This window comes from Sorangiineae bacterium MSr12523 (genome assembly GCA_037157775.1).
In the GTDB taxonomy this organism is placed as follows: domain Bacteria; phylum Myxococcota_A; class Polyangia; order Polyangiales; family Polyangiaceae; genus Pendulispora; species Pendulispora brunnea.
In genome coordinates this window covers 7,597,298-7,619,028 of sequence record CP089982.1, presented here as the reverse complement: position 1 = coordinate 7,619,028, position 21,731 = coordinate 7,597,298, and the positions used below count along the sequence as shown (strand labels likewise).

Sequence of the window (21,731 nt, the reverse complement as noted above, 5' to 3'; positions counted from 1 at the left end):
GGATGTGGCGATGTATCTAACTGCCGGTCGGAATGGTAAACTCCCGGTTTACAAATGCGCATCCCGTCGACCTGACCGGCATGGATGGGCCCGGCGTGTTCGGGCTGTTTGCAAACCGATTCCAGATGGAGAGGGAGGCAGGCCTCGGGGGAATGGGCGTCGTCTATCGCGCGATCGATTGCCACTCCGGTCGCGCGGTGGCGCTCAAAGTGCTGCGCAAGACGGATCCCACGGCCATCCGGCGCTTCGAGCGCGAAGCGGAGGCCCTGGGCACGCTCGAGCACCCGGGCATCGTGCGCTACTTCGCCCACGGGCACTCGGAAGAGGGCGAGCCGTACCTCGCCATGGAGTGGATCGAGGGCGAGAGCCTCAGTGCGCGCATCGCACGCGCGGTCGTCTCGAAAAAGCCGCTCGGCGTGCGCGAGGTCGTGGCACTCGGTCACGCGCTGGCCGATGCCCTCGCGGCGGCGCACGCCCGCGGCATCGTTCATCGCGATGTGAAGCCGAGCAACATTCTCCTGGTGGAGGGCCGCCTGGAGGAGCCGAAGCTCGCCGACTTCGGCATCGTGCGCGCTGATTCGAGCGGCTCGATGACCACGTCGGACGTGGTCGTCGGCACCGTGGGCTACATGGCCCCGGAGCAAGCCCGCGGCGCGGACGATCTCGATGGGCGTGCGGATTTGTTTTCGCTCGGGTGCGTGCTCTATCGGTGCCTCACCAACGCGGAGGTCTTCGAAGGCAACGGCGCCGTCGTGGTGTTGGCCAAGCTGCTCCTCCACGATGCACCGCGCGTTTCGGACCATCGTGCCGACGTGCCGTCCGCCCTGGATGACTTGATCGCGTGCCTTCTCGCGAAAGAGCCGGCGGAGCGACCAGCCGACGCCGTCGCGGTGAAAGAGGAGCTCGCGCGCATCGCCGCGTCGCTGGATGGCCGAGCCCACGTCGATGGACTCGCCGTGACCTGGCGACGGCACAAGGTCCGACGCCGCTTTCGCCTTCGTCCTTCGGCGTGGCTCGGGATTGCGGTGACGGTTCTCACGGCGGGCGTTCTCTCGCAGGGCATGCGGATGCGGCAGGTGGCCGTCGCGTCGGAGGCCCCATCGCCGCCGATGCCGGCAGGGACACCCGTGATCGCGCTGCCCGTGTCGCCATCGTGTGCGCCGGCCGCCGCGGATCTGTACCGTCGGGGCCTGCAGGCGATGCGCCAGACGGACTGGCCGCAGGCCAATCATCTTTTGGAGGAGGCATCCAACGCGGATCCGTCCTGTCCCCAGGTTTACGTTCAGCGCGTCATCGTCTCCGAGGGAGCCCTCTCGAGGAAGCAGCAGCGTGAGCTGCTCGCGCAGGCCGCCGGCTTTCGCGATGCGCTGAGCGAGCGCGATCGGCTTCTTCTGGAGGTGGGGGCGGCCATCGTCGGGCCCGATGCAGCCCGAGAAAAAGAGGCCTACGCGCTTCTCGATCAGGCAGCCCGGCGGTTTCCCTACGATGCCCAGGTTCTCATGCTTGCGTCGCTGCGCGCCCCGAGCATCGGTGCGGGACGCGCGGAGTTGGAGCTGGCACTGGAACGCTCGGGCGCTGCCATCGCCATCGATCCAGGCTACGCGGACGCCGTGCAGTCACGCGCCCGCATTTTGGCGCGGCTCGGACGCTTCGACGAGGAGCTCGCGGCCCTCGATCAATGCCTCGAAATCGCACCGGGTGCGGTCGGCTGCATGGGAACGCGGCTCGCGGCCCTGAAGCGTCGCGGGCAGTGCGCCGACGCCGTCGAGCAGGCGCGGAACTGGACATCGTGGGCCCCGGACGACACGTCGGCCTACCGCCAGCTGGCCATGACGTTGGCATCGATGCGAAGCCCGCGCGAGACGGTTTTGGAAGCACTGCGTTTGCGCTGGGAAAGGTTGCCCGCCGAGCGAAGGGCATCCTGGGAACCCATCGAGCGCGCACGGCTCGCCGTGTGGCAAGGGGAGTTCGCCGAAGGGGCGCGGTTGGCCGACGAGCTCGAACGACGCCTCGCATCCTCCCCATCGAGCGAGTCGCATATGCGTGCCGCCATGCTCGGCGTCTCCATCGCGCAGGAGATCGGCGACGATGCGCGCGCGGGCCGGCTCGCGGAGCGGGCGATGAACAAAATGGCGAGCTGGGTGGGCTCCGAGGCGAACAACGGTGCGACGTTCCGGCAGGAGCCGCTGCTGTTCGCAGCCGCACTGCGTGGCAACCGCCTTTCGGCGCAGCAATGGCGCCAGGCGGGCAACGCGTGGGAAGAACGAACCCAGGCGCGGTTGGACCCGTTCGAACGGTGGCTTCTGCGGTGGGCTCCCGCGGTGGGCTCTGGCATGGATGCGCGGGAGGCCATGGATGGAATGCCCGCGACCGACGTTCAATCCAGCGTGCGCTCGACGTTCGAGAACCTGGGGGTACTCGAATCCAACGAAGGGTGGCTCCGTCTCGAGGCCGGCGACGGGGCCGCCGCCGCACCCCTTTTGGAGAGCGCGGCGCGAACCTGTCAGAGTCTGGATTATCCTTTCGTGAACATGCGCTCCCATCTCTGGCTGGGGCGCGCCAAAGAGAAGCTGGGCGACGTGCCCGGGGCCTGCGCCGCCTACCGCGTCGTGATCGATCAATGGGGCGCATCGAAGCCGCCGTCGGTGACCGCCCGCGAGGCGAAGCAGCGCAGCACGTCCCTCGGCTGCGGGCGTTAGCGCTTCTTGATGTACTCGACCAGCCGGGGCAGGTCGTCGGCACCGTGACCTTCGGCGACGGCGCGATCGACGAGCGCTCTGACGTACTTGATGGGCACGGGCTCGATGCCGCGGCGCTCGTGCGCCTCGATGAAGTGATTCAGTCCGACGGCCTGCATGGCCAGCGTGGCCTCCGCACCGTGGTAATCGCGCGCGTCGACCTGCTGGCCCATCGACGTTAGGAACGTCGCCAAGGCGCCCAACCATTTCTCGACGTACGGCGTGAACGTCTTGGCGCTCACGCCGTCGGCACCGACCAGGGCGAGGGAGGTGAAATACCCCGCGAGGGTCGAATACATGATGCCGAGCAGGCCAATGTCGTAGAGGAGCGCGCTGCCCGGATCCTCCGCGACATGCACGCTGCCGCCGCCCATGACCGCGAGCGTCGTGCGGTGCGCGTCGAAAAGGGCTCGCGATCCGCCATAGAGGAGCAACGTTTCCGCCTGCCCAATGCCCGGTGGGGTCGACATGATCGCGCCATCGAGGTAGTCGATGCCGCGCTCGCCGGCCCACTTGGCCATGGCGCGCGCTTGCTCGGGCTGCCCCGACGTGAGGTTCACGAGCAGCTTGCCCGCGAGCGCCTCGGCCAACGGCTCGATGATGGCGCGCGTGGTCTCGTAATCCAGCACACAGATGATGGCGATCTTGCTCGCCTCCACGGCCTCCGCCGCCGTTGCGGCGCGGCGAGCGCCCTTTGCGACGAGCCCATCGCCTTTGCCCGCCGTTCGATTCCAGATCGTCGTTGCGTGACCCTTCGCGAGGTAGGCGCCGGCGAGGGCCGAGCCCATGAGGCCCAAGCCGAGGATGGTGACCGCTGCGTTCGATGATGTGCTCAAGGGATCCTCCAATCGAGGAGGTGTTTACGGTCTCGCGCGAATGCCGGCGCGCACGGATGGACGGTCCGAGAACACGATCGGGCGAACAAATTGTTGGTCGATCGACAAAGAATGCCTTGAAGGTTCCGGGGCGGGGCCTATGAATTGTTGGTCGATTGACAAACAATGGAGGCGGCATGAGAGGTCGATGGGTCATTTCCGGCTGCGGGCTCGCGTTGGCGTTGCAACTCGGAGGATGCGGCGCGCGCGTGGAGAGCCCCGTGCAGAAACTGGGCGGCGGATTCGAGGAAGGCGTGGCCGAGGTGGAGGGCATCCGCCTGCACCATGTGCAGGGCGGCAAGGGGCCGACGGTGCTCTTGATCCCCGGGTTCCTGCAGACGTGGTACGCGTGGCGGGATGTGATGCCGGCCTTGGTCGGCGCAGGCTTTCACGTCGTGGCCGTGGATCCGCGGGGCATGGGCGAATCGAGCCGGCCCGCGAACGGCTACGACACGGGGCGCGTGGCCGCCGATCTTCACGGGTTGATGCGCAAGCTCGGGCACGACCGCTACGCGGTGGTGGGGCACGACATCGGCGCGTGGATCGCGTACGCGCTGGCGGGCGATCACCCCGAGGTGGTGGAGCGCCTCGCGCTGATCGAGGGGATTTTACCGGGGCTGCTCGGCCCGAGCGACGTGTTCATGCCGGAGAAGGAGAGCGTGGCCTTCTGGCACTTCATGTTCAACCGGCAGCCGGACCTGCCGGAGCTTCTCATCACGGGCCGCGAGCGCACGTACCTGGGTTGGCTCTTCGACCATTGGTCCTACAAGCACGACGCGATCGCGCGGGACGTCTATGCAAAGACGTACACCGAGCCGGGCGCCATCTCGGCGCAGCTTGCGTACTACCGGGCCTTCCCCGAGACGATGGCGCAGAATCAAAAGCGGGCGACGCAGAAGCTCGGCATGCCGGTGCTCGCGCTCGGGGGCGATCACGCCAAGGGCAACAAGCAATTGGCAATGGTGCAGCCGCTCGGGTCCGACGTACGGGGTGGCCAGCTTCGGGACTGCGGGCATTTCGCGCCGGAGGAGTGCTCGGGGGCCCTCACGGAGCAGGTGCTGTCGTTTTTAAGGCAATGAAATCGCGCAGTTAGGAAAATTCGTTCGAAAAATGCGTTCGCCCTGTCGATCCGGGGAGGCCTCGTTCGTCGCCTGGACAGAGGACACGACGATGCGAACCATCATCCAGCTCGGCAGCAACGGAAACGACGAAACGGGGAACCTTCCGGTGTCTGCCTCCACGATGGCGCACGATGCGCACGACGTGTGGGTGCGGCGGCTGGACAGGCTGGCGCTCGAGTGCCTCGAGGTTCCCGTGGCCGCGGATGGCGCGAATGACCGGGGGGCCAAGCCCCGCGGCGGGTGGCCCTTCTTCGAGGCTCCCTCCAGCGCGCCCGCCCCGGCGCAGCCCCGCAGGGGTCGGGGGCTGAAGGCCCTCCCGGCGGATCGCCAGGCGAGCCCGCGTCGTCGGCGGCGCGAGAGCGAGGAGACGCGCGCGGCGGTGGAGCGTGCGACCGCGGGCTTCGTCTGCGCCTTCATGTGAGAATTTCTTTCGGGGCGCTCATTCGGTGCCGTGGCCGTTCGCGTAGATGTCCGCGGAGGCCATGAAATGAAGCTCCCCATGAAATGCATCTTGTTCGCCGGTATCGCCTTGTGTGCACTACCCCTTCAGGCCGAGGAAGCTCGGCCCAGGTGCTTCAAGGTCCGCGGGAATCTCGAAGAGCACCGTCAGACGGAGGGGTGCAAGCCGCCCCACAAATCGTGTTTCCGCGGGGTCCTCAAAGGTGACCACGGGTTTCACGCGACCACGTACTTCAAGGCCGATAGCAGCGTGACCGGGCCGGAGACCTCCCCCGGTTCGACCGCCTACAGCGGGGTTTTCGAGTACACCACGGACCGCGGCACCATCGAGGTACGCGAGACCGGGGTGAATGCTCCGGTCGATGACACGCAGCTCGCCGTGACGGCGTACCAGAAGATCACGACGGGCACTGGCGCGTTTGCCGGTTCGACGGGGCATTTCTTCGTCAGCGGCTTCGTCACCGACGCCGGCGTGGTGACGGAGGTCTCGGGCCAGGTGTGCCTGCCGTGAAGCGGCTTGTTCTTTCGACGGGTGCATGGCTCGCCTTCGCGGGCTGTGCCCCGTCGGATTCCGCGGATTTCGAGGGTGCCGTGACCCTGGCCGCCGTCGAGCGGCATCCTCCGGTCGACACGTGTGTGGGCACGGCGCCGTACGACGCGTGGGTGGCCGACCCCAAGTTGTGCGTCTACGTGTTTGCCACGGGCCTCGGCCGTCCGCGGCAAATGGCCTTTGCGCCCAACGGTGACTTGTTCGTCAACAACCGGAGCGTCACCGTGTTGTGGGACGACGACAAGAACGGCACCAGCGATGCCACCGAGACCGGGACCTTCGCCACCGCGGAAAAGATCAACCACGGCCTGGCGTTTTCCCCGGACGGGCGCTTCCTCTACGCCTCCAGCCAAACCACCGTCTATCGGTGGGCCTACACATGGGGAGCCCGAACCGCCAGCGGCCCGCCCGAGGTGGTGGTGAAGAATCTGCCCGGCGGGAGTCTTTTCCACGTAACGCGCACGCTCGTCTTCGATCCGCGCGGGCGCCTTTACGTCAACGTCGGCGCCATGGCCAACGTGGATGAAACGGAAGATCTCTGGAAAACGCGCGCCCAAGTCCGAAGATTCTCCCTTCCGTCATCGATTCCCGACGGCGGCATCGATTACGCCGAGGGCGAGGTGATGGGCTCCGGCCTTCGCAACGAAGTGGCCCTCTTCGTCGACCGGCGGGGCCGGCTCTGGGGGGCGGAAAACGGCCGGGAGGGCCTTACCGATCCGGATTTCGGTGACATTCACGATGACAATCCGGGCGAGGAGATCAACCTCATCGAAGATCGCGGTGGGCCCTCGTTTTATGGATATCCATTTTGCTGGACGGAGTTCCATTTGGCCGGCGGCGCGGGGGCTGGCAGCCAATGGGCCGATCAGACATTGCCGGAGGCGATTCGGAAAACGGATGCGTGGTGCCGAGATGCGAGGATTGTGCGCCGGCCGGTGTTCGTGATGCAGGCCCATTGGGCACCGCTGGGGCTATTTCAATATACTGGTCATGCGTTGCCGTTTTTCGATGATTTCCTCGTGGGCTCGCATGGCTCGATCGATCGCACACCGGCGACGGGCAAGCTGATCGCACGGGCGAAATACCGTTATGGGAAAATCGTATCCGTCGAGCCCATCGTCGGGGAAAAAGGTCCCGATGGAAACCTCGCCCAGGGTGTGCCGGGGGCGCCCAGGCCGGTGGACATTCGTCAAGCGCCTGACGGTGCGGTTTATTATTCGGATGACTTTGGCGGGAGGATTTTCAAAATCGGTTACAGACGGTAACCTGTCGATTTCATCGTGGCCGCACCGGAAGCACGTCTCGTCGAATTGTTGCGCGAGCCCGCGGAGCGGGAGCTGGTGGACGACCGTTTTCGCATCGAGCGCGAGGCGGGCATCGGTGGCATGGGCATCGTGTACCGTGCAGTGGACGAGTCCTCGGGCGCGGTCGTAGCCCTCAAGGTCCTTCGCAAGACGGACGCGGCCTCGAGGCGGCGCTTCGGCCATGAGGTGCAAGCGTTGGAGCGGCTTTCGCATCCGGCGATCGTGCGCTACGTGGCGCACGGGATCGTGGACGACGATCAGCCGTATTTGGCCATGGAATGGGTCGAGGGGGAAACGCTGAGCGGGCGGCTCGAGGGCGGGCCCCTTTCGGTGGCGTCGGCGCTGTCCCTTGCGCTGCGGGTGGCGTCGGCGCTTCGCGCGGCCCACGCGTTGGGCATCATCCATCGCGACATCAAGCCAGGCAACGTGTTGCTGCCGGAGGGTGATCTCGAGCGGGCCAAGGTGGCCGACTTTGGCCTGTCGCGCTTCCTCGGCGCACCGCACGCGACGACGTCGGGGGCTGCATTCGGCACACCGGGCTACGCGGCGCCGGAGCAGGTCCGCGGCGGCGACATCGACGGTCGCGCCGACCTGTTTTCATTGGGGTGCCTTTTATTTCGTTGTTTGACGAACACGGAGGCTTTCGCGGGGGCCGAAGTCCTTACGGTCATCGCCAAACTGGTGCTCGAAGAACCACCCCGGGTGAAGTCGATTCGAAACGACGTCCCGGATGCACTGGATTCCCTGATCGCGCGGTTGCTTTGCAAGGACGCGAAGGGCCGGCCTGCATCCGCCGACGAGGTCATCTCCGCGTTGGAGAACCTTCAGAAAGAATCACCGGAAGAAAGCTCCCCCATACGAAAGAAAATTCATCTCAAGAAATACTGGGTCGCGACGGCGGCGGCCATGGCGTTGGCGGCGGGGGCGTTTCTCATGGGCCGCAGGCCGGCCCCCGTGCAGGCCGAAAAAACGAAGGCAACGCTGGTGACCGATCTCGTTGCCTCGGCAACGTGTCGGCCGGATGCCGCATTGGACTATCGAGAGGGCCTGCAAGCGCTGCGCGAAGCTACGCCGGAGCGCGCGTACAAGGCGTTCGAACGGGCCATGGGCAAGGACCCCGCGTGCCCGGAGGTGCTGCTTCGCGTCCTGCAGACCGGACGATGGATGCGACCTGTCGCCGAGCAGCGCGAACACCTGCACCGCGTCCTCGTGCACCGAGAGGCACTGAGCGAGCGCGATCGCGTCTTGCTCGATTCGCTGGCCGCCACCATTGCGTCGGAGCCTGCCGACTTCGAAGCCGCTTCGCGCATCTTGAACGACGGCGCGTCGCGCTTTCCCGACGACGTCGAGCTCGTACATCTTGCCGCCAACGCCAAGGTCCTCCTCGTCAAAACCGTGCAGCAGATCCAGCCGGTCCTCGCCTCCGCCCGGCGCGCCGTCGAACTCGACCCGGCCTATGCCGACGCATGGATGGTCCTCGGGTGGACCTACGAGCGCACCGGCCAAGTCGGCGAAGAGGCCAATGCCTACGCGCACTGCGCCCAGACCTCGCCCACCTCCGTCGAGTGCCTCGCCAGCCGCGTCGTCCTCTTGCGCCGCCGCGGTCTCTGCCAAGAGGCGGAATCGCTCACGCGGCAATGGATTGCGCGCGATCCCAACTCCGATCGCTCGTTTCGGGAGCTCTCCGCACTCGTGGCCGCCGGCGGCGCCCCGCGCGAATCCATCGAGGAAACGATGCACATGCGCTGGTCGCACCTCCCCGATGCGCGGCGCGACGTCATTCGCCTGCACGACCGCGCCAAGCTCGCCGCCTGGACCGGCGACTTCCGCGAGGCCATCGCCCTCGGCGAAGAACTGGAACGCCGCGCCGCCGACGATGCTCACATCGAGGCCCACCTGCGGGGCTTGCGCATCCGCCTCGACGCGCTGCTCGAAACCGGCAAAGCCGACGAAGCCGGGCGCCTGGCCGAAGACTTTCTCCGCCGAAAAATCGCCTGGACCAACAGCCCCTTGAGCGGCGAGCGCACCGAGACGGGCGCCTCGTATTACGAGCCCAATCTGCTGGGCATCGCCGTCGCGCACGGCCGCCTTCCCACCGCCGAGTGGCGCACGATGGCCGGCACATGGGAGCACCAGGCGCAGACCACGAGCTCCCTCATGAAGATGAACCCCTTCGAAACGTGGACCCTGCGCTGGGGCAGTGCCATCGGGGGAACGCAGGACGATGCGGCGAAAGAGGCCATGAAAGCCATGCCCGCCTTCCCCACGGACGACCCGATCCTGCCGACGCTCATCGCCTTCCATGCGGGGCTTCTCCAAGCCTACGAAGGACGCCTCCGCCTGGCAGCGGGCGACGCTTCGCGTGCAGCCTCGCTCCTGGACGACGCCGCGCGAAGTTGCCAAGGCACCGATCAGCCCTTCCTCAACACGCGTGCGCACCTCTGGCTGGGGCAAGCCCACGAAAAGCTCGGCCACACGCGTGAGGCGTGCGAAGCCTACGGCGTGGTGATGCGGCGGTGGGGTGCAGCGACGCCGGCTTCCATCTCCGCGGCCGAGGCTGCGAAACGAAGCCGCGCGCTGGGATGTGTGCCACTATAGAAGGATGGGTGGGTTTCCCACGACACGCGCCTCGGCCATCCTCGGACTGCACAGCCCCGATCCCAACGTTCGCTCGCGCTCCCTCGGCCAATTGACCCGCCTCTATTGGCGGCCCGTGTACAAACACGTGCGCCTTCGCTGGCGAAAGACCCCCGACGAGGCGCAGGAAATCGCGCAGGAGTTTTTCCTCCACTCCATCGATGCGGGCACCTTTCAGGCCTACGAACCCGGCCGCGCGCTCTTTCGCACCTTTTTGCGCGTGTGCCTCGATCGCTTCGTCGTCGACCTCGCCCGGCGCAACCTCTCCAAAAAACGCGGGCAGGGGATCGCGCCGGTGTCGCTGGACATCGAGATGCTCGAGAGCGAAATCCGCCGCGACGGCCCCGATGCCTCCGACCCGGAACGCATGTTCGAAGAAGAGTGGGTCAAAAGCTTGGTGGGCATTGCGGTGGAATCGCTTCGCGTGGCCTGCAACGAGAAAGGCAAGGAGGAGCACTTTCGCGTCTTCGAGCGGTGGTATTTGGGCAGCCGCAACGATGCTACATACGCCACCATCGCCGCCGAGTTGCATCTATCCGTCAGCACCGTGATGAACCGGCTCGCCTACGCGCGGCGCGAGTTTCGTGCCGTCGTGTTGGAGGTGTTGCGCGATCTCACCAGCAGCGAACAAGAGCTGCGCGCCGAGGCGCAAACGGTGCTCGGTATCGAGTTATAGAATTACTTCGGTACGCTCCACGTGATCAGATATGTGCAGCTGTCCGCGCCCTTCTTGCGGCATGGTGCCAAGTCGTCGTGGGCCACGGTGACCTTGGGCTCGAAGCGGCGGGCCATGGCTGTCAAAATGCCATGATCGAAATCGCAAGGGTACGGATTCTCGCACACTGAGATGATCTTCTTCTCACCTGCGACCGGACGGTACCCGTAGTGACCAATTCCGTTTTCGATGAGGCGCGTTTTCGGGTCGAACATGACCTTGCCCGCCTTGCGGTGGTTCATGTGGTACGCGATGTCGATGGATTCCACACCCGTGTAGATGTCATGCACGGCGGGCGGGAACTTGGCCACCTCGGGGATGCAAAGGCCGATGCGGTAAAGGCTGTGCGTGCCGACGTCGCGCCCGATGGCTTCGAAGGTCGCAAGCCAGTTTTCCTGCGGAAACCAAGCGTTGCGGTCGATGATGTCAGGCCACGGCTGCTTTCCCTCGGCGGGCAGCGGCCCTTTGATGAAGCCATAACGCGCGAGGTATTTCAGCGCGACGGAAGGAAAGAGTTGGAAACCTTGGAGGGTGGAGGCGACCGCATGGCCGCTGATCTCGATACCGCGCTCGAAGGCCTTGTATTGCATGCGTGCCCCTTCACTATACCGACTCGGAGCGGCCGATGGGTGACGACATCACTGCTTCGTCAGCGGAGCCGGCAAACGGGCTCAGTCGAAGGGACACGCGCAGCGAATCGGCTCGAGCAGGTCCGCGATGACCTCGCGCACCCGGGGCGCGTTTCCGCGATGTCGTTCTCCGTGAGCATCCCACGTTCGCGCGCGCGATGCTTCGCGTCCCGCGACGAACATCCTGGCGAAGGCCCGTGCGGTACCGCGAAACAGTGAATTGGACCGCAGTCCGAACAATCGAGTGCACTTGGTGCGATTACGGGCCGACGAGCGATGTGTCTCTCGAAACATTGCCGCCGAGAAGTATGCATATCGTCGAATCCGTTTTTCGCGTTGAAGTCCGCTTTTGGCATGGCTAACGTCGAAAACGAATGTTGAAATAGAGGCACCGACATTCGATGAAGAAGCGACAGGGTCGCTCGGGCGAGGTATCTTTCTCGTTCGATGGCAGCTCCTGAACCATTCACTCAAGTCCTCGAGCAGGCCCTGGTGCTCGACCGACTGCGCGCCTTCGTGGTTCGCCGTGTCGAGCCCTCGGCCGCCGCCGACGTTTTGCAGGACATCTGGATCCGACTCCAGCGCGGCGCAGCGAACGTGCGCGATCGGGAGCGGTTCACGGGGTGGATGTACCGCGTGGCTCGCAGCGCGATTGCCGATCATCGCGAAGATCGACGCAGGCATGCGCCGGCGCCATCCGAGACCACCGATGTCGAGGCCCCCGCGGCGGAGGCCGACGACGATGCGCTCGTCCTCGCATGCGCGCGGTCCGTCCGCGGCATCGTTGAACAGCTTCCAGCGAAGTACAGGGACGTCTTGATGCTGACGGAGCTCGAGCAGCTCTCCTACGTTGAGGTGGGTGCGCGGCTCGGCATCTCGCTCGCGGCGGTGAAGTCCCGTGTGCTGCGGGGACGAATCAAGCTGCGCGCCGCCTTCGAGCGGTGTTGCCGCGTGGTACTCGACCGCCGCGGGACCTTGATCGCCTGCGAGCGGCGCTCGGCGTGCGCGTCGCGCCCCTGCTGAAGACGAGTACGTCACTTTTTTGCATCCTTTCATTTTTCGCCGGGTCCTCATGATCATGAACGACTCGAAATACGGCCCGCACACAGCCGCGGGCTCGAGAACCACCCGGCGCGGATTCCTCACCGCGGCGGCCGCCGGCGTGGCGGCCTGCCGCAGTCCCGATTCATCACCGGCACCGTCGCTGCTGGGCCGCGGGCGGCGCGGCTACGGCGAGCGCTCTTCGTTCGAGGGGGCCGAGCGCTCCTTTCGCCCCGGCACCACCCCGGGCACCGGTTCGAGCAAGACGCCGCTGGCGACCACCCTCGGCATCATCACCCCTTCGGCGCTCCACTTCGAACGCCACCATTCGGGGGTGCCCTCGATCGATCCGGCAAAGCACGCGCTCCTCGTCCATGGCCTCGTGGAACGGCCGCTCGTCTTCACGCTCGAAGATCTCCGGCGTCTTCCGTCGATCTCGCGCGTGCACTTCATCGAATGCGCCGGCAACAGCGGGCGAGAGCACCGAGGCGAGCCCCACGAAGACGTGCAGAAGAGCCACGGCCTTTTGAGTTGCAGCGAGTGGACCGGCGTCCTTCTTTCCGTACTGCTACGTGAGGTAGGGCTGCGCGCGGAAGCAAAGTGGCTCGTCGCGGAAGGAGCGGACGCCTGCCGGCTCGCGCGGAGCATTCCCTTGGACAAGGCTCTCGACGATGTGATGGTGGCCTACGGGCAAAACGGCGAGGCCCTGCGCCCCGAGCAGGGCTACCCGGTGCGACTCGTGGTGCCAGGTTGGGAGGGAAACACGAATGTAAAATGGCTGCATCGGGTGCACGTCGTCGACCGACCGTACATGACTCGCGAAGAGGCGCCCTACTACACGGATCTCATGGCTGACGGAAAGGCGCGAATGTTCACCTTCGTGATGGAGGCGAAATCGGTCATCACGCGGCCTTCGGGCGGGATGAAGCTCGCCGGGCCGGGATTCCACGAGATCACCGGGCTGGCATGGTCAGGGCGCGGGCGCATCGAGCGCGTGGATGTCTCCACCGATGGCGGCAAAACCTGGGCACCAGCGCGCCTCGACGAACCCGTGCTACCGAAGGCACTCACGCGATTTCACTTTCCATGGACGTGGCGAGGTGATGACACGTGGCTCCTCTCGCGCTGCGTGGACGAAACGGGATATGTGCAGCCAACACGCGAGCAGCTCGTCGCCGTGCGCGGCCTCAACGGCACCGATCACTACAACGGCATCAAGGCGTGGCACGTGCTGGCTGGCGGGGAGGTGCGTCATGTCTAAGCGCGCAAACTCGGTGCTCGCCAGTGCCCTCGCCCTGGCGCTCATCAGCGCCACGACGTTGGCCGAGAACCCGGACCCCGCAAAGCCGCTCGTCTCGCCGCTGGAGCCACCACGCTACGCCGTCGGGCGCCCCGCCACCGCGGAGGAGATTGCCGCGCGCGACATCTCCGTCTCACCCACGGGAGCCGGGCTCCCAGCGGGAAGCGGCACCGCCGCGCAGGGGCGCGCGGTTTACGAACAACGCTGCGCGGGCTGCCATGGGCTTCGCGGCGAAGGCGTGGGCGACGACTACCCAGCGCTCGCCGGCGGCGGCGGCACACTCGCAACGAATCATCCAGTGCTCACCGTGGGCAGCTATTGGCCATATGCCACGACGGTTTGGGACTACATCCACCGCGCAATGCCTTACGAGACACCGGGAACACTTCGTCCCGACGAGGTTTACGCCGTCACCGCATACGTCTTGTTTCTCAACGGCATCGTGCATGAGGACGCGATCATCGACGCACGCACTCTCGCTGCAGTTCACATGCCGAACCGAGACGGGTTCATCGGCGATCCGAGGCCGGATGTGGCTGCGCGATGAAAAAAGCGCCCTCGCCCTTGCCGAACTACTTCCAATAATCTAGAAGTATGGCGTGACCTCGAAGTTGGAACGACATGCCGAGCAGCTCGGCGCATTGGGAAATCCCGTGCGCCTCGCGATCCTGCGCTTCGTCGTGCAAGCGGGGCCGGAAGGCGCCCCCGCCGGCGCCATCCAAGCCCACGTCGATCTTCCCGCGTCGACGTTGAGCCATCATCTGAAACGGCTGGTCGACGCCGGCGTCATGCAGACGCGCGGCGAAGGGACATTCCACTATTACTCGGCCAACTACGATGCCCTGCGCAAGCTCACCGCATACCTGTGGGAGGATTGTTGCAAGAACGGTGGCAAGAACGGCGCCTGCTGCTGACTTTTTTTGCCCTTTTGCTTCGAGTTTTTTGGAAGAAGGAGAAACGGACCATGAACGTCATCAAGCCCCACGTCTCGCTCAACGTCTCGAACATCGATGCATCGGTCGCGTTCTACGAGCGCGCCTTCGGCGTGCAGGCTACCAAGCGCCGGCCCGGCTACGCGAAATTCGACCTCACCACACCGGCGCTGAACCTCACGATGCAGGAGGCCCCGCGCACCGGCGTGAACGCCTCCCACTTCGGCGTGCAGGTTGCGAGCACCGAAGACGTCGCCGCGGCGTGGTCTCGCTTCAAGGCCGCGGGTCTCGATACCTTTACGGAGCAGAACACGGCGTGCTGTTATGCCATGCAGGACAAGGTCTGGATCCAAGATCCGGACGGAAACCATTGGGAGGTCTTCGTGGTGAAGGGCGAGGCGGCCACCATGGGGCAGGGGCCAGAGGAGCTCCGGAGCGCCGCGTGCTGCACGCCGAAGATGGCCGAAGGTGAGAAGGCCGGTACTAGCGGCGGCTGCTGCGGTTGATCCATGTCGACGTCGGCCGGCGGCATCGCCCGCAAGCTCTCCTTCCTCGATCGCTATCTCACGCTGTGGATCTTCACGGCCATGGCCGCCGGGGTAGCGCTTGGGTTCTTCGTCCCCGGCATCAACACCGCGCTCGGGCGAATGAGCATTGGCACCACCTCGATTCCGATCGCGGTCGGGCTGATCCTGATGATGTATCCACCGCTCGCGAAGGTCCGCTACGAGGAGCTCGGGAAGGTGCTTCGGGCGCCGCGGGTGCTCGTGCTCTCTCTCGTGCAGAATTGGATCATCGGGCCGCTGCTGATGTTCGGGCTTGCGGTGGTGTTTCTGCGTGACAAGCCGGAGTACATGCTCGGCCTCATCCTGATTGGGCTCGCCCGGTGCATTGCGATGGTCATCGTCTGGAATGACCTGGCCAAGGGAGATAGGGAATACTGCGCCGGACTCGTGGCGCTCAATTCAGTATTTCAGATTATCTTTTTCCCCATTTACGCGTACGTCTTCGCCACGCTTCTCCCGAGCTGGCTCGGGCTCCAAGGAGCCATCGTCGACATCACCATCGGCGAGGTGGCCAAGAGCGTTGCCGTGTATCTCGGCGTTCCGTTTGCTGCGGGGTTCATGACTCGGCGCGCGTTGGTGAAGGCACGCGGCGTCGCGTGGTATGAATCGCAATTCGCCCCGCGCATCGGCCCGATCACCCTCGTGGCGCTGCTCTTCACCATCGTCGTGATGTTCTCGCTCAAAGGCGAGGCGATCGTGCAGCTCCCGCTCGACGTGCTGCGCATCGCGGTGCCGCTCCTCGTCTACTTCGTCATCATGTTTGTGGTGTCGTTCTTCATGAGCCGGCGGGTGGGGGCGAACTACGAGCAGTCGGCCACGCTGTCGTTCACCGCGGCGTCGAACAACTTCGAGCTCGCGATTGCGGTGGCGGTGGCCACCTTCGGCATCCACAGCGGCGCCGCCCTCGCCGCGGTCATCGGGCCGCTCGTCGAAGTGCCCGCGCTCATCGGCCTCGTCCACGTCGCGCTTTGGGCGCAAAGGCGCTACTTTCCAGCGCGCGCGGATGCGGCGGCGCCTCGCGTTGTGCCAAGCCTTTCAACCTCCGGAGAACGCCCGCAATGAAGACCGTGATTTTCGCCTGCGTCCACAACGCGGGCCGCTCCCAGATGGCCGCCGCGTGGTTCAACGCGCTCGCCGATGGCTCGAAGGCGCGCGCCGTCTCCGCGGGCACCGAGCCCGGCGAACGCGTGCATCCCGAGGTGCTCGAGGCGATGCGCGAGGTGGGCGTCGATCTCGCGGGCAGCACTCCGAGAAAGCTCACGGACGATATCGCACGCGGCGCCTTCATGCTCGTGACCATGGGTTGCGGTGAGCAATGCCCCGTGGTGCCCGGCCTGAAGCGCGACGATTGGCCGCTCGAGGATCCGAAGGGAAAGCCGCTCGAACGCGTGCGCGAGATTCGAGACGATGTGAAGGCACGCGTGCTCGAGCTCCTTCAGCGCCACGGCTGGAGCCGCCCGCCGATTCGCAGCGCGCGGCCAGAGGACCGGGGGGCCGTGGAAGCGCTCCTTGTCGCCGCAGACCTGCCCACGGCCGGCGTCGCCGAGCACTTCGAGACGTTCTTCGTCGCGGAGGAGGGCGCGCGCATCGTCGGTGCCGCCGGCCTGGAAATGCATGGTGGTTACGCGCTGCTTCGCTCGGTGGTCGTCGCACCCGACGCCAAACGCGCCGGCATCGGCGGAACGCTGACCCTCCATGCGCTCGCCGCGGCGCGTGCGGTCGGTGCGAAGGCCGTCTACCTGCTGACGACCACCGCGGAGGCGTTCTTTCCCCGGTTTGGTTTCGAAGTGATCGCGCGCACTGACGTCCCGCCTGATGTGCAAGCTTCGAAGGAATTTCAGGGCGCGTGCCCGGCCTCGGCCACGGTCATGCGCTGCGCGCTCTAGGCGCTCGGTAGGAAGAATTTGTCGCGTCGTCGCGAAAGTTGAGATTCATCCAAATATGAATCAGCACGCTGGATTCGATGCAAAAGCTCGACGAAGATGAGCCATGGTATCCGAGCGCAACCCGTCACACGATGCAGTGATTCGTAATCCTTCATTGCAAACCGGGCTTGTCGTGCTGATGACCGTCGCGTTTCTCGCGTTTCCGCTGCTCCCCGTGCGCGCGCTCATCCCCTTGGCCGCGGGCGCCGCTGCGGTTGCTCCCGTGGGGCGTAAGCTTCGCGCCACCGCTGCGTTTCATCTTGCGTGCGTGGCCTGTCTACTATTTGCCACGCTCGGGTTCTCCTCCTGGTTGACGTGGCCACTGCCGCTCGCAGTGGCCATTGCTGGATACCTCGCCGTTACTTCGCGCCTTGGCGAAGGGACCTTCGTCCGCGAATGGTTGCGACGGGGGCGATGGGATCGAGGAATGCTCGCCTGGATCGCGGTGACTGCCATCATCCCGGCGGTCGCGTTGGTGCTTTGGTTCGAGCTGACACATCCCGATTACAGCCATCTTCGCGGTACCATTCTTCCGCCGTGGCCGATCCCCGTCCTTGCGCTCGGCGTCGTTCTCTTTTCCATCGTCAACGCCGCGCTCGAGGAGCTCGTCTATCGCGGCGTTCTGCTTCATGCATTGGATACTTCGATAAAGAGCCGGCACCTTGCCCTCGTCATTCAAGCACTGGCGTTCGGCATCGCGCACATTCACGGCTTTCCGCGTGGCATAACCGGTGTGGCCCTGGTCTTCATTTATGGAATCATGATGGGCATCGTTCGTCGCATCGCTGGCGGCATGCTCGCCCCCTGGCTCGCCCACATCTTCGCCGATGTTACGATTGGAGCGATATTGCTCGTGAATGTCGTTTGAGCTTCGTCGATATCGAGATTACGGAAGAACGAAGCGCCCCAATTGTGCGCGCAGCCACCATGCGAATTGTCCGCGGCGGCTGAATCGGGGCAATTGTCGCCAGGTGCGGCGTGCTTCATCGAGGGCCTCGTGGGCGCCCTTTTCGTCGCGGAGGCGATGGCGCACGCGTGCGAGGCGCACCAATGCTTCGAGGGAGGACATGTTGCAGCGTGCGGCGGCGGAGAGAACCTCCTCCATTTGCTCCCATCGTTCGAGTTGCTCGAGGGCCTCGGCGGCGGCGAGGTAGGCGTCACCGTCGCGGGACGAGGCATTCGCAGTGCCTTGATGGCCGGCGGTCGAACGGAATTCTCCCGTCTCGGGGTCGATGCCCAGGGAGATGCCCAATGCCGCGAGCGCTTCCTCGGGACGGCGGGCGCGCAAGAGCGCATTGCCACGAAGATACGCGACGTCGCGATTTTTCGGATCGATGGTCGCGGCTTGATCGAGGTACTTCAGCGCGGTTTTCGGCATACGCAGCTCGAGGTACGATCGCCCGAGATCGCGGCGCGCAATGACATTGGCCGCATTGAGCTCGGCCTGTGCGCGCAATCGACCAATGCGACCGAGGTTGCGTGCAATGGCGACCGGGTCCGGCAAGAAACGACGCAGTGCGAAGAAGAGAACGACGATCAAGCAGACCCACGGATTCTCCACCGCGTAGGCCGCAAACATGACCGCCAGGTAGTAAGTCCAATAGTATCCCACGAGCGCAGACTATCAGCGTACGCTTTAGGCACAAAGCCATCGGCCCATGGCGTGAATGGGCTAATGATGGGCGTACGTAAAGGAGGAACATCGGATGGCCATCCTTCGGTCCGGGGCTCTTTTCGCGGCCTCACTCATTTGGGGCGCGTCGTTTTCGACCGGTTGCAGCGATGCGGCGGGTGAAAAAGAAGAAGCGGGGGGTGGCATGCAGGAGCAAGCGTTCTCGTCGACCGATGCGCGTGTCGTCGACGAGCAGGTGGTGGCGCCGCGCACACGGGACCTCACCATTGCGTCGCCGGCGCTGGGCGGCACGGCCAAGGTGCGGCTGTTGCTGCCAAAGGGCTGGGAAGAATCCGAGCACACCTGGCCCGTGCTCTATTTGCTGCATGGTTGCTGCGGTGACTACACGTCGTGGACGAGCATGACCGACGTGGCCGCGTTGACGGAGAACGCGGGCCTCATCGTGGTGATGCCCGAGGCGGGGCGCGCCGGTTTCTACTCCAATTGGTGGAATGGCGATCAAGGTGGCCCGCCCGGGTGGGAGACGTTCCATCTCTCGGAGCTGCGGCGCATTCTCGAGCGCGATTACCGTGCAGGGCATCGGCGCGCGATTGCGGGATTGTCGATGGGCGGCTTTGGGGCCATTTCGTATGCGGCCCGGCATCGCGGAATGTTTCGCGCCGCCGCGGAATTCAGCGGAATCGTGCATACCCTGGCCGAGGGCGGTCCGGCGCTGGTCCAAGGCATCGTCTCCCACGAGGTCGGCGATCCCTTGGCGCTCTGGGGCGATCCTTCCGCACAGCGCGCGATCTGGCAGGCGCACAATCCGTATGATTTGGCCGATCGCCTGATTGGCATTCCATTGTACCTGGCCTGTGGCAACGGCAAACCGGGACCGCTCGACCCGCCGGGTCGCCCGGACGACGGGCTCGAACGGCAGCTCGAGGGCATGAATGCCGAATTCGTGCAAAGGATGCGCGGCGCCGGCGCCAATGTCACGGCGAATTTGTACGGGCCCGGGACGCACACGTGGCCTTATTGGGAACGCGAGCTCCATGCTTCATTTCCCATGTTGACGAAGGCGGTGATGGCGCCATGAATACCGTGCATTCCGCAGCACCCGCCGGTGCGAGCCGCGCGCGGTACGCCATCCTCGGCCTCGCATTCCTGGGGCTGTCGTTGAATTACCTCGATCGGGCCAACCTCAGTGTGGCATTGCCGTACATTCAGGAAGATCTGCACCTGAAGTTGACCAATGCCCAAAAGGGGCTGCTCTTCGGTGCCTTCTTTTGGGCCTACGACGGCTTCATGCTGTTGGCGGGTTGGTTTGCCGACAGGGTAGGGCCGCGCAGGGCTTATTCATTTGCCGCGATCTGGTGGTCGCTTTTCACGATCCTCACCTCGTTCGCGGGCGGCTTTTGGTCGCTGTTCGCATTTCGCTTTGCGCTCGGTGCGGGGGAGAGTCCGGCCTATCCCGCGGCGACCAAGGCGAACTCGCGCTGGTTTCCCAAGCACGAGCGGGGTTTTGCCACCGCCGTGGTGGACTCCGGATCGCGTGTCGGTACCGTGCTCGCGCTGCCGGTGGTCTCCGCGCTCATTGGATTCGTCAGTTGGCACTTTTCCTTCATCGTGCTCGGCGCATTGGGCATCGTCTGGGCCGCCGCTTGGTACCGCTTTTACCGCGACCCGGCCGAGCATCCGCTCGCCAATGACTTGGAGCGCGAATACCTGCGCGCGAACGGCGCCCGCATCGACGAAACCGACGACCGCGCCGCCGCGAAGATCGCCTGGAGTACGCTCTTTCGATATCGCACCGTGCGCGGCATGATGCTCGGCTTCTTCTGTTTGAACTTCGTCATTTATTTCTTTTTGACGTGGTTCCCCACGTACTTGAAGACCGCGCGCGGGTTCGATCTGCAGGCGCTCGGGACCCTTGGCATGATTCCGGGCATCACCGCCGTCATCCTGGCCTGGCTGGCCGGCAAATTGGCCGATCGAGCCATCGCCCGCGGAGCGAATCTCACGCGGGTGCGCAAAACGGTGATGGTGGGCGGGCTGCTCGGGGGCTCGGTCATCGTATTCGCGGCCATCGTTCCATCGGTGTATGCCGCGCTCGCGTTGCTTGCCATGTGCTACGCGAGCCTTGCCGTCGCCGCGACCGGCATTTGGTCTTTGCCCAGCGACGTAGCCCCGAGTTCTCGCCACGTGGCCTCGATTGGAGGCATACAGAACTTCGCCTCGAACATCGCCGGCATCATCAGCCCGTACATCATGGGTTGGCTCTTGGACGTCTACCATGGCGATTACACGCCATCGTTCGCGCTGGCGGCTGTGGTGGCGCTGATCGGGGCATTCACCTACGCCTTCATCGTCGGAAAAGCAGAGCCACTACCCATTCTGCCTATTTCGGCTGAACGCTGAGGGCGATCGTACCGGTGTACCGGCCGGCGTACCGGGTACAGATGTACCACGGTACATCGAAGTGGTGATTGGCTCATACATCATCTAATTCCAATAACGCGGATTTTTGCCAGCAGATCGAAAGAGGAAACGCCATTGCGGCGCGTTTCGTCGGGGTATGTCGATTGCTATCGCGTGTCCTGGCGATGATGTGAATCACCCGCAATTCATAGTTTGGCTTCGACTGGTTTACACGGCCTGATCGAACCGCCAAGACGCCAAGGACGCCAAGATAAGATTGGTGTGCTGGAGCGTTGTCGTTGCGTGGCCCGGCGGCAATTCATTGTTGGGCTGTATATCCACTTACAATCGAGAGGAACATCATGCAACAACTGACGAAGATGTTGACGGCTGGTGGTGTGTGCGCATTGGCCCTGGTGGCCATGTCGGCGGTCAGCGTGACCGAGGCCAAGGGAGCGACCGAGGAACAGGGGCAGGCCGCCGATCAGGGTGATCCGAGCGACCAAGGCGACCAGTCCGAACTTGCCTGCGCCACCGCTCATGGCTGCCCCTGCGGATATGGCTGCATTTATCCGGAGGATGCGGGTTGGAACAACGACAGGCCCTCTCACAAATATTACAAGTACGCGTGCTACAACCTTAGCAATCAGTACGGCACCCACCGCCTCTTCAACAATCAAACGGGCCGCGCGCTCATGATCTTTTACGGAAAGTACAATTGCATCGATCCCTATGGGTGGCTCGAGCCCGGCCAGTGGTTCGATCGCGACCTTGGGCCCATCAATTCGGTCGCGCTGACTTCGGGCTAAAAGCACATCGAGTTTGATCCCATGGCGGATTCGAGTCGACCCGGTGCGCGATTCGGGTCCGCCGCCGAACGCGAGGACCAAGCCCCCGCTCGATAGG

21 protein-coding genes and 1 pseudogene are annotated in these 21,731 nt (G+C 64.7%); 19 read left to right on the top strand and 3 right to left on the bottom strand.

From position 1 onward, the window contains the following. Positions 1–32: 32 nt before the first annotated feature. A complete protein-coding gene (locus tag LZC95_29845; protein WXA90642.1) occupies positions 33–2,699 on the top strand; it encodes a serine/threonine-protein kinase in 2,667 nt (888 codons plus the stop codon). On the opposite strand, the gene LZC95_29840 is transcribed toward LZC95_29845, so the two are convergent. Continuing rightward, complete coding sequence (locus LZC95_29840) at positions 2,696–3,574, bottom strand: NAD(P)-binding domain-containing protein (GenBank protein ID WXA90641.1); 879 nt, start codon at positions 3,572–3,574, stop codon at positions 2,696–2,698. The two genes, LZC95_29845 and LZC95_29840, sit on opposite strands and share 4 nt — an antisense overlap. 176 nt (positions 3,575–3,750) lie before the next feature. Between LZC95_29840 and LZC95_29835 the strand changes: the two genes are divergently transcribed. The 6 genes from LZC95_29835 to LZC95_29810 all read left to right on the top strand — a co-directional run bounded on the left by LZC95_29835 (position 3,751) and on the right by LZC95_29810 (position 10,360). Then, positions 3,751–4,692, top strand: coding sequence for an alpha/beta hydrolase (locus tag LZC95_29835; protein ID WXA90640.1), 942 nt, complete (start codon positions 3,751–3,753; stop codon positions 4,690–4,692). A gap of 91 nt (positions 4,693–4,783) precedes the next feature. Then, a complete protein-coding gene (locus LZC95_29830; protein ID WXA90639.1) occupies positions 4,784–5,155 on the top strand; it encodes a hypothetical protein in 372 nt (123 codons plus the stop codon). A gap of 78 nt (positions 5,156–5,233) precedes the next feature. Then, positions 5,234–5,704 (top strand): hypothetical protein, encoded by a 471-nt coding sequence (locus LZC95_29825; protein ID WXA90638.1) that lies wholly within the window; start codon positions 5,234–5,236, stop codon positions 5,702–5,704. Continuing rightward, positions 5,701–7,008: a PQQ-dependent sugar dehydrogenase gene (locus LZC95_29820; GenBank protein ID WXA90637.1), complete on the top strand. Its 1,308-nt coding sequence runs from the start codon at positions 5,701–5,703 to the stop codon at positions 7,006–7,008. Before LZC95_29825 ends, LZC95_29820 begins: the two co-directional genes overlap by 4 nt. Positions 7,009–7,023: 15 nt before the next feature. Next, complete coding sequence (locus LZC95_29815; GenBank protein WXA90636.1) at positions 7,024–9,645, top strand: serine/threonine-protein kinase; 2,622 nt, start codon at positions 7,024–7,026, stop codon at positions 9,643–9,645. Between the two features lie 4 nt (positions 9,646–9,649). Beyond that, positions 9,650–10,360 carry a hypothetical protein gene (locus LZC95_29810; protein WXA90635.1) on the top strand — a complete coding sequence of 237 codons (711 nt, stop codon included), beginning with the start codon at positions 9,650–9,652 and terminating at the stop codon, positions 10,358–10,360. Positions 10,361–10,362: 2 nt separating this feature from the next. Here LZC95_29810 and LZC95_29805 read toward each other — a convergent pair whose 3' ends face one another. Next, on the bottom strand, positions 10,363–10,989 hold the full coding sequence (locus tag LZC95_29805; GenBank protein WXA90634.1) for a hypothetical protein: 627 nt from the start codon (positions 10,987–10,989) through the stop codon (positions 10,363–10,365). Positions 10,990–11,475: 486 nt separating this feature from the next. On the opposite strand from LZC95_29805, the gene LZC95_29800 reads away from it, so the two are divergent. The 9 genes and pseudogenes from LZC95_29800 to LZC95_29760 all read left to right on the top strand — a co-directional run bounded on the left by LZC95_29800 (position 11,476) and on the right by LZC95_29760 (position 17,660). Continuing rightward, entirely contained in the window at positions 11,476–12,051 is a 576-nt protein-coding gene (locus LZC95_29800; GenBank protein ID WXA90633.1) for a sigma-70 family RNA polymerase sigma factor, read from the top strand. Positions 12,052–12,106: 55 nt separating this feature from the next. Further along, complete coding sequence (gene soxC, locus LZC95_29795; protein ID WXA90632.1) at positions 12,107–13,330, top strand: sulfite dehydrogenase; 1,224 nt, start codon at positions 12,107–12,109, stop codon at positions 13,328–13,330. Then, positions 13,323–13,916, top strand: a complete 594-nt coding sequence (locus LZC95_29790; protein WXA90631.1) for a cytochrome c — start codon at positions 13,323–13,325, stop codon at positions 13,914–13,916. The genes soxC and LZC95_29790 overlap by 8 nt, the downstream gene beginning before the upstream one ends. 52 nt (positions 13,917–13,968) lie before the next feature. Continuing rightward, positions 13,969–14,283 (top strand): metalloregulator ArsR/SmtB family transcription factor, encoded by a 315-nt coding sequence (locus LZC95_29785; protein ID WXA90630.1) that lies wholly within the window; start codon positions 13,969–13,971, stop codon positions 14,281–14,283. 50 nt (positions 14,284–14,333) lie between these two features. Continuing rightward, positions 14,334–14,807, top strand: coding sequence for a VOC family protein (locus tag LZC95_29780; protein ID WXA90629.1), 474 nt, complete (start codon positions 14,334–14,336; stop codon positions 14,805–14,807). Positions 14,808–14,810: 3 nt separating this feature from the next. Continuing rightward, positions 14,811–15,929 (top strand): ACR3 family arsenite efflux transporter, encoded by a 1,119-nt coding sequence (gene arsB, locus LZC95_29775; protein ID WXA90628.1) that lies wholly within the window; start codon positions 14,811–14,813, stop codon positions 15,927–15,929. Then, positions 15,926–16,324: pseudogene (locus tag LZC95_29770) on the top strand (arsenate reductase ArsC). The gene arsB and the pseudogene LZC95_29770 overlap by 4 nt, the downstream one beginning before the upstream one ends. A gap of 39 nt (positions 16,325–16,363) precedes the next feature. Then, complete coding sequence (gene arsN2 / locus LZC95_29765; protein WXB00238.1) at positions 16,364–16,753, top strand: arsenic resistance N-acetyltransferase ArsN2; 390 nt, start codon at positions 16,364–16,366, stop codon at positions 16,751–16,753. Positions 16,754–16,931: 178 nt separating this feature from the next. Then, positions 16,932–17,660, top strand: coding sequence for a CPBP family intramembrane metalloprotease (locus tag LZC95_29760; protein ID WXA90627.1), 729 nt, complete (start codon positions 16,932–16,934; stop codon positions 17,658–17,660). 18 nt (positions 17,661–17,678) lie between these two features. Here the strand turns inward: LZC95_29760 and LZC95_29755 are convergent, their stop codons facing one another. Next, the gene (locus LZC95_29755) at positions 17,679–18,404 is read right to left on the bottom strand and encodes a tetratricopeptide repeat protein (protein ID WXA90626.1); all 726 of its coding nucleotides are present in this window, start codon (positions 18,402–18,404) and stop codon (positions 17,679–17,681) included. A gap of 94 nt (positions 18,405–18,498) precedes the next feature. Between LZC95_29755 and LZC95_29750 the strand changes: the two genes are divergently transcribed. The 3 genes from LZC95_29750 (at position 18,499) to LZC95_29740 (ending at position 21,634) form a co-directional block, all read left to right on the top strand. Beyond that, a complete protein-coding gene (locus LZC95_29750) occupies positions 18,499–19,503 on the top strand; it encodes an esterase family protein (GenBank protein WXA90625.1) in 1,005 nt (334 codons plus the stop codon). Next, entirely contained in the window at positions 19,500–20,825 is a 1,326-nt protein-coding gene (locus LZC95_29745) for an MFS transporter (protein WXA90624.1), read from the top strand. The genes LZC95_29750 and LZC95_29745 overlap by 4 nt, the downstream gene beginning before the upstream one ends. A 362-nt stretch (positions 20,826–21,187) precedes the next feature. Further along, the gene (locus LZC95_29740) at positions 21,188–21,634 is read left to right on the top strand and encodes a hypothetical protein (GenBank protein WXA90623.1); all 447 of its coding nucleotides are present in this window, start codon (positions 21,188–21,190) and stop codon (positions 21,632–21,634) included. Positions 21,635–21,731 lie beyond the last annotated feature (97 nt).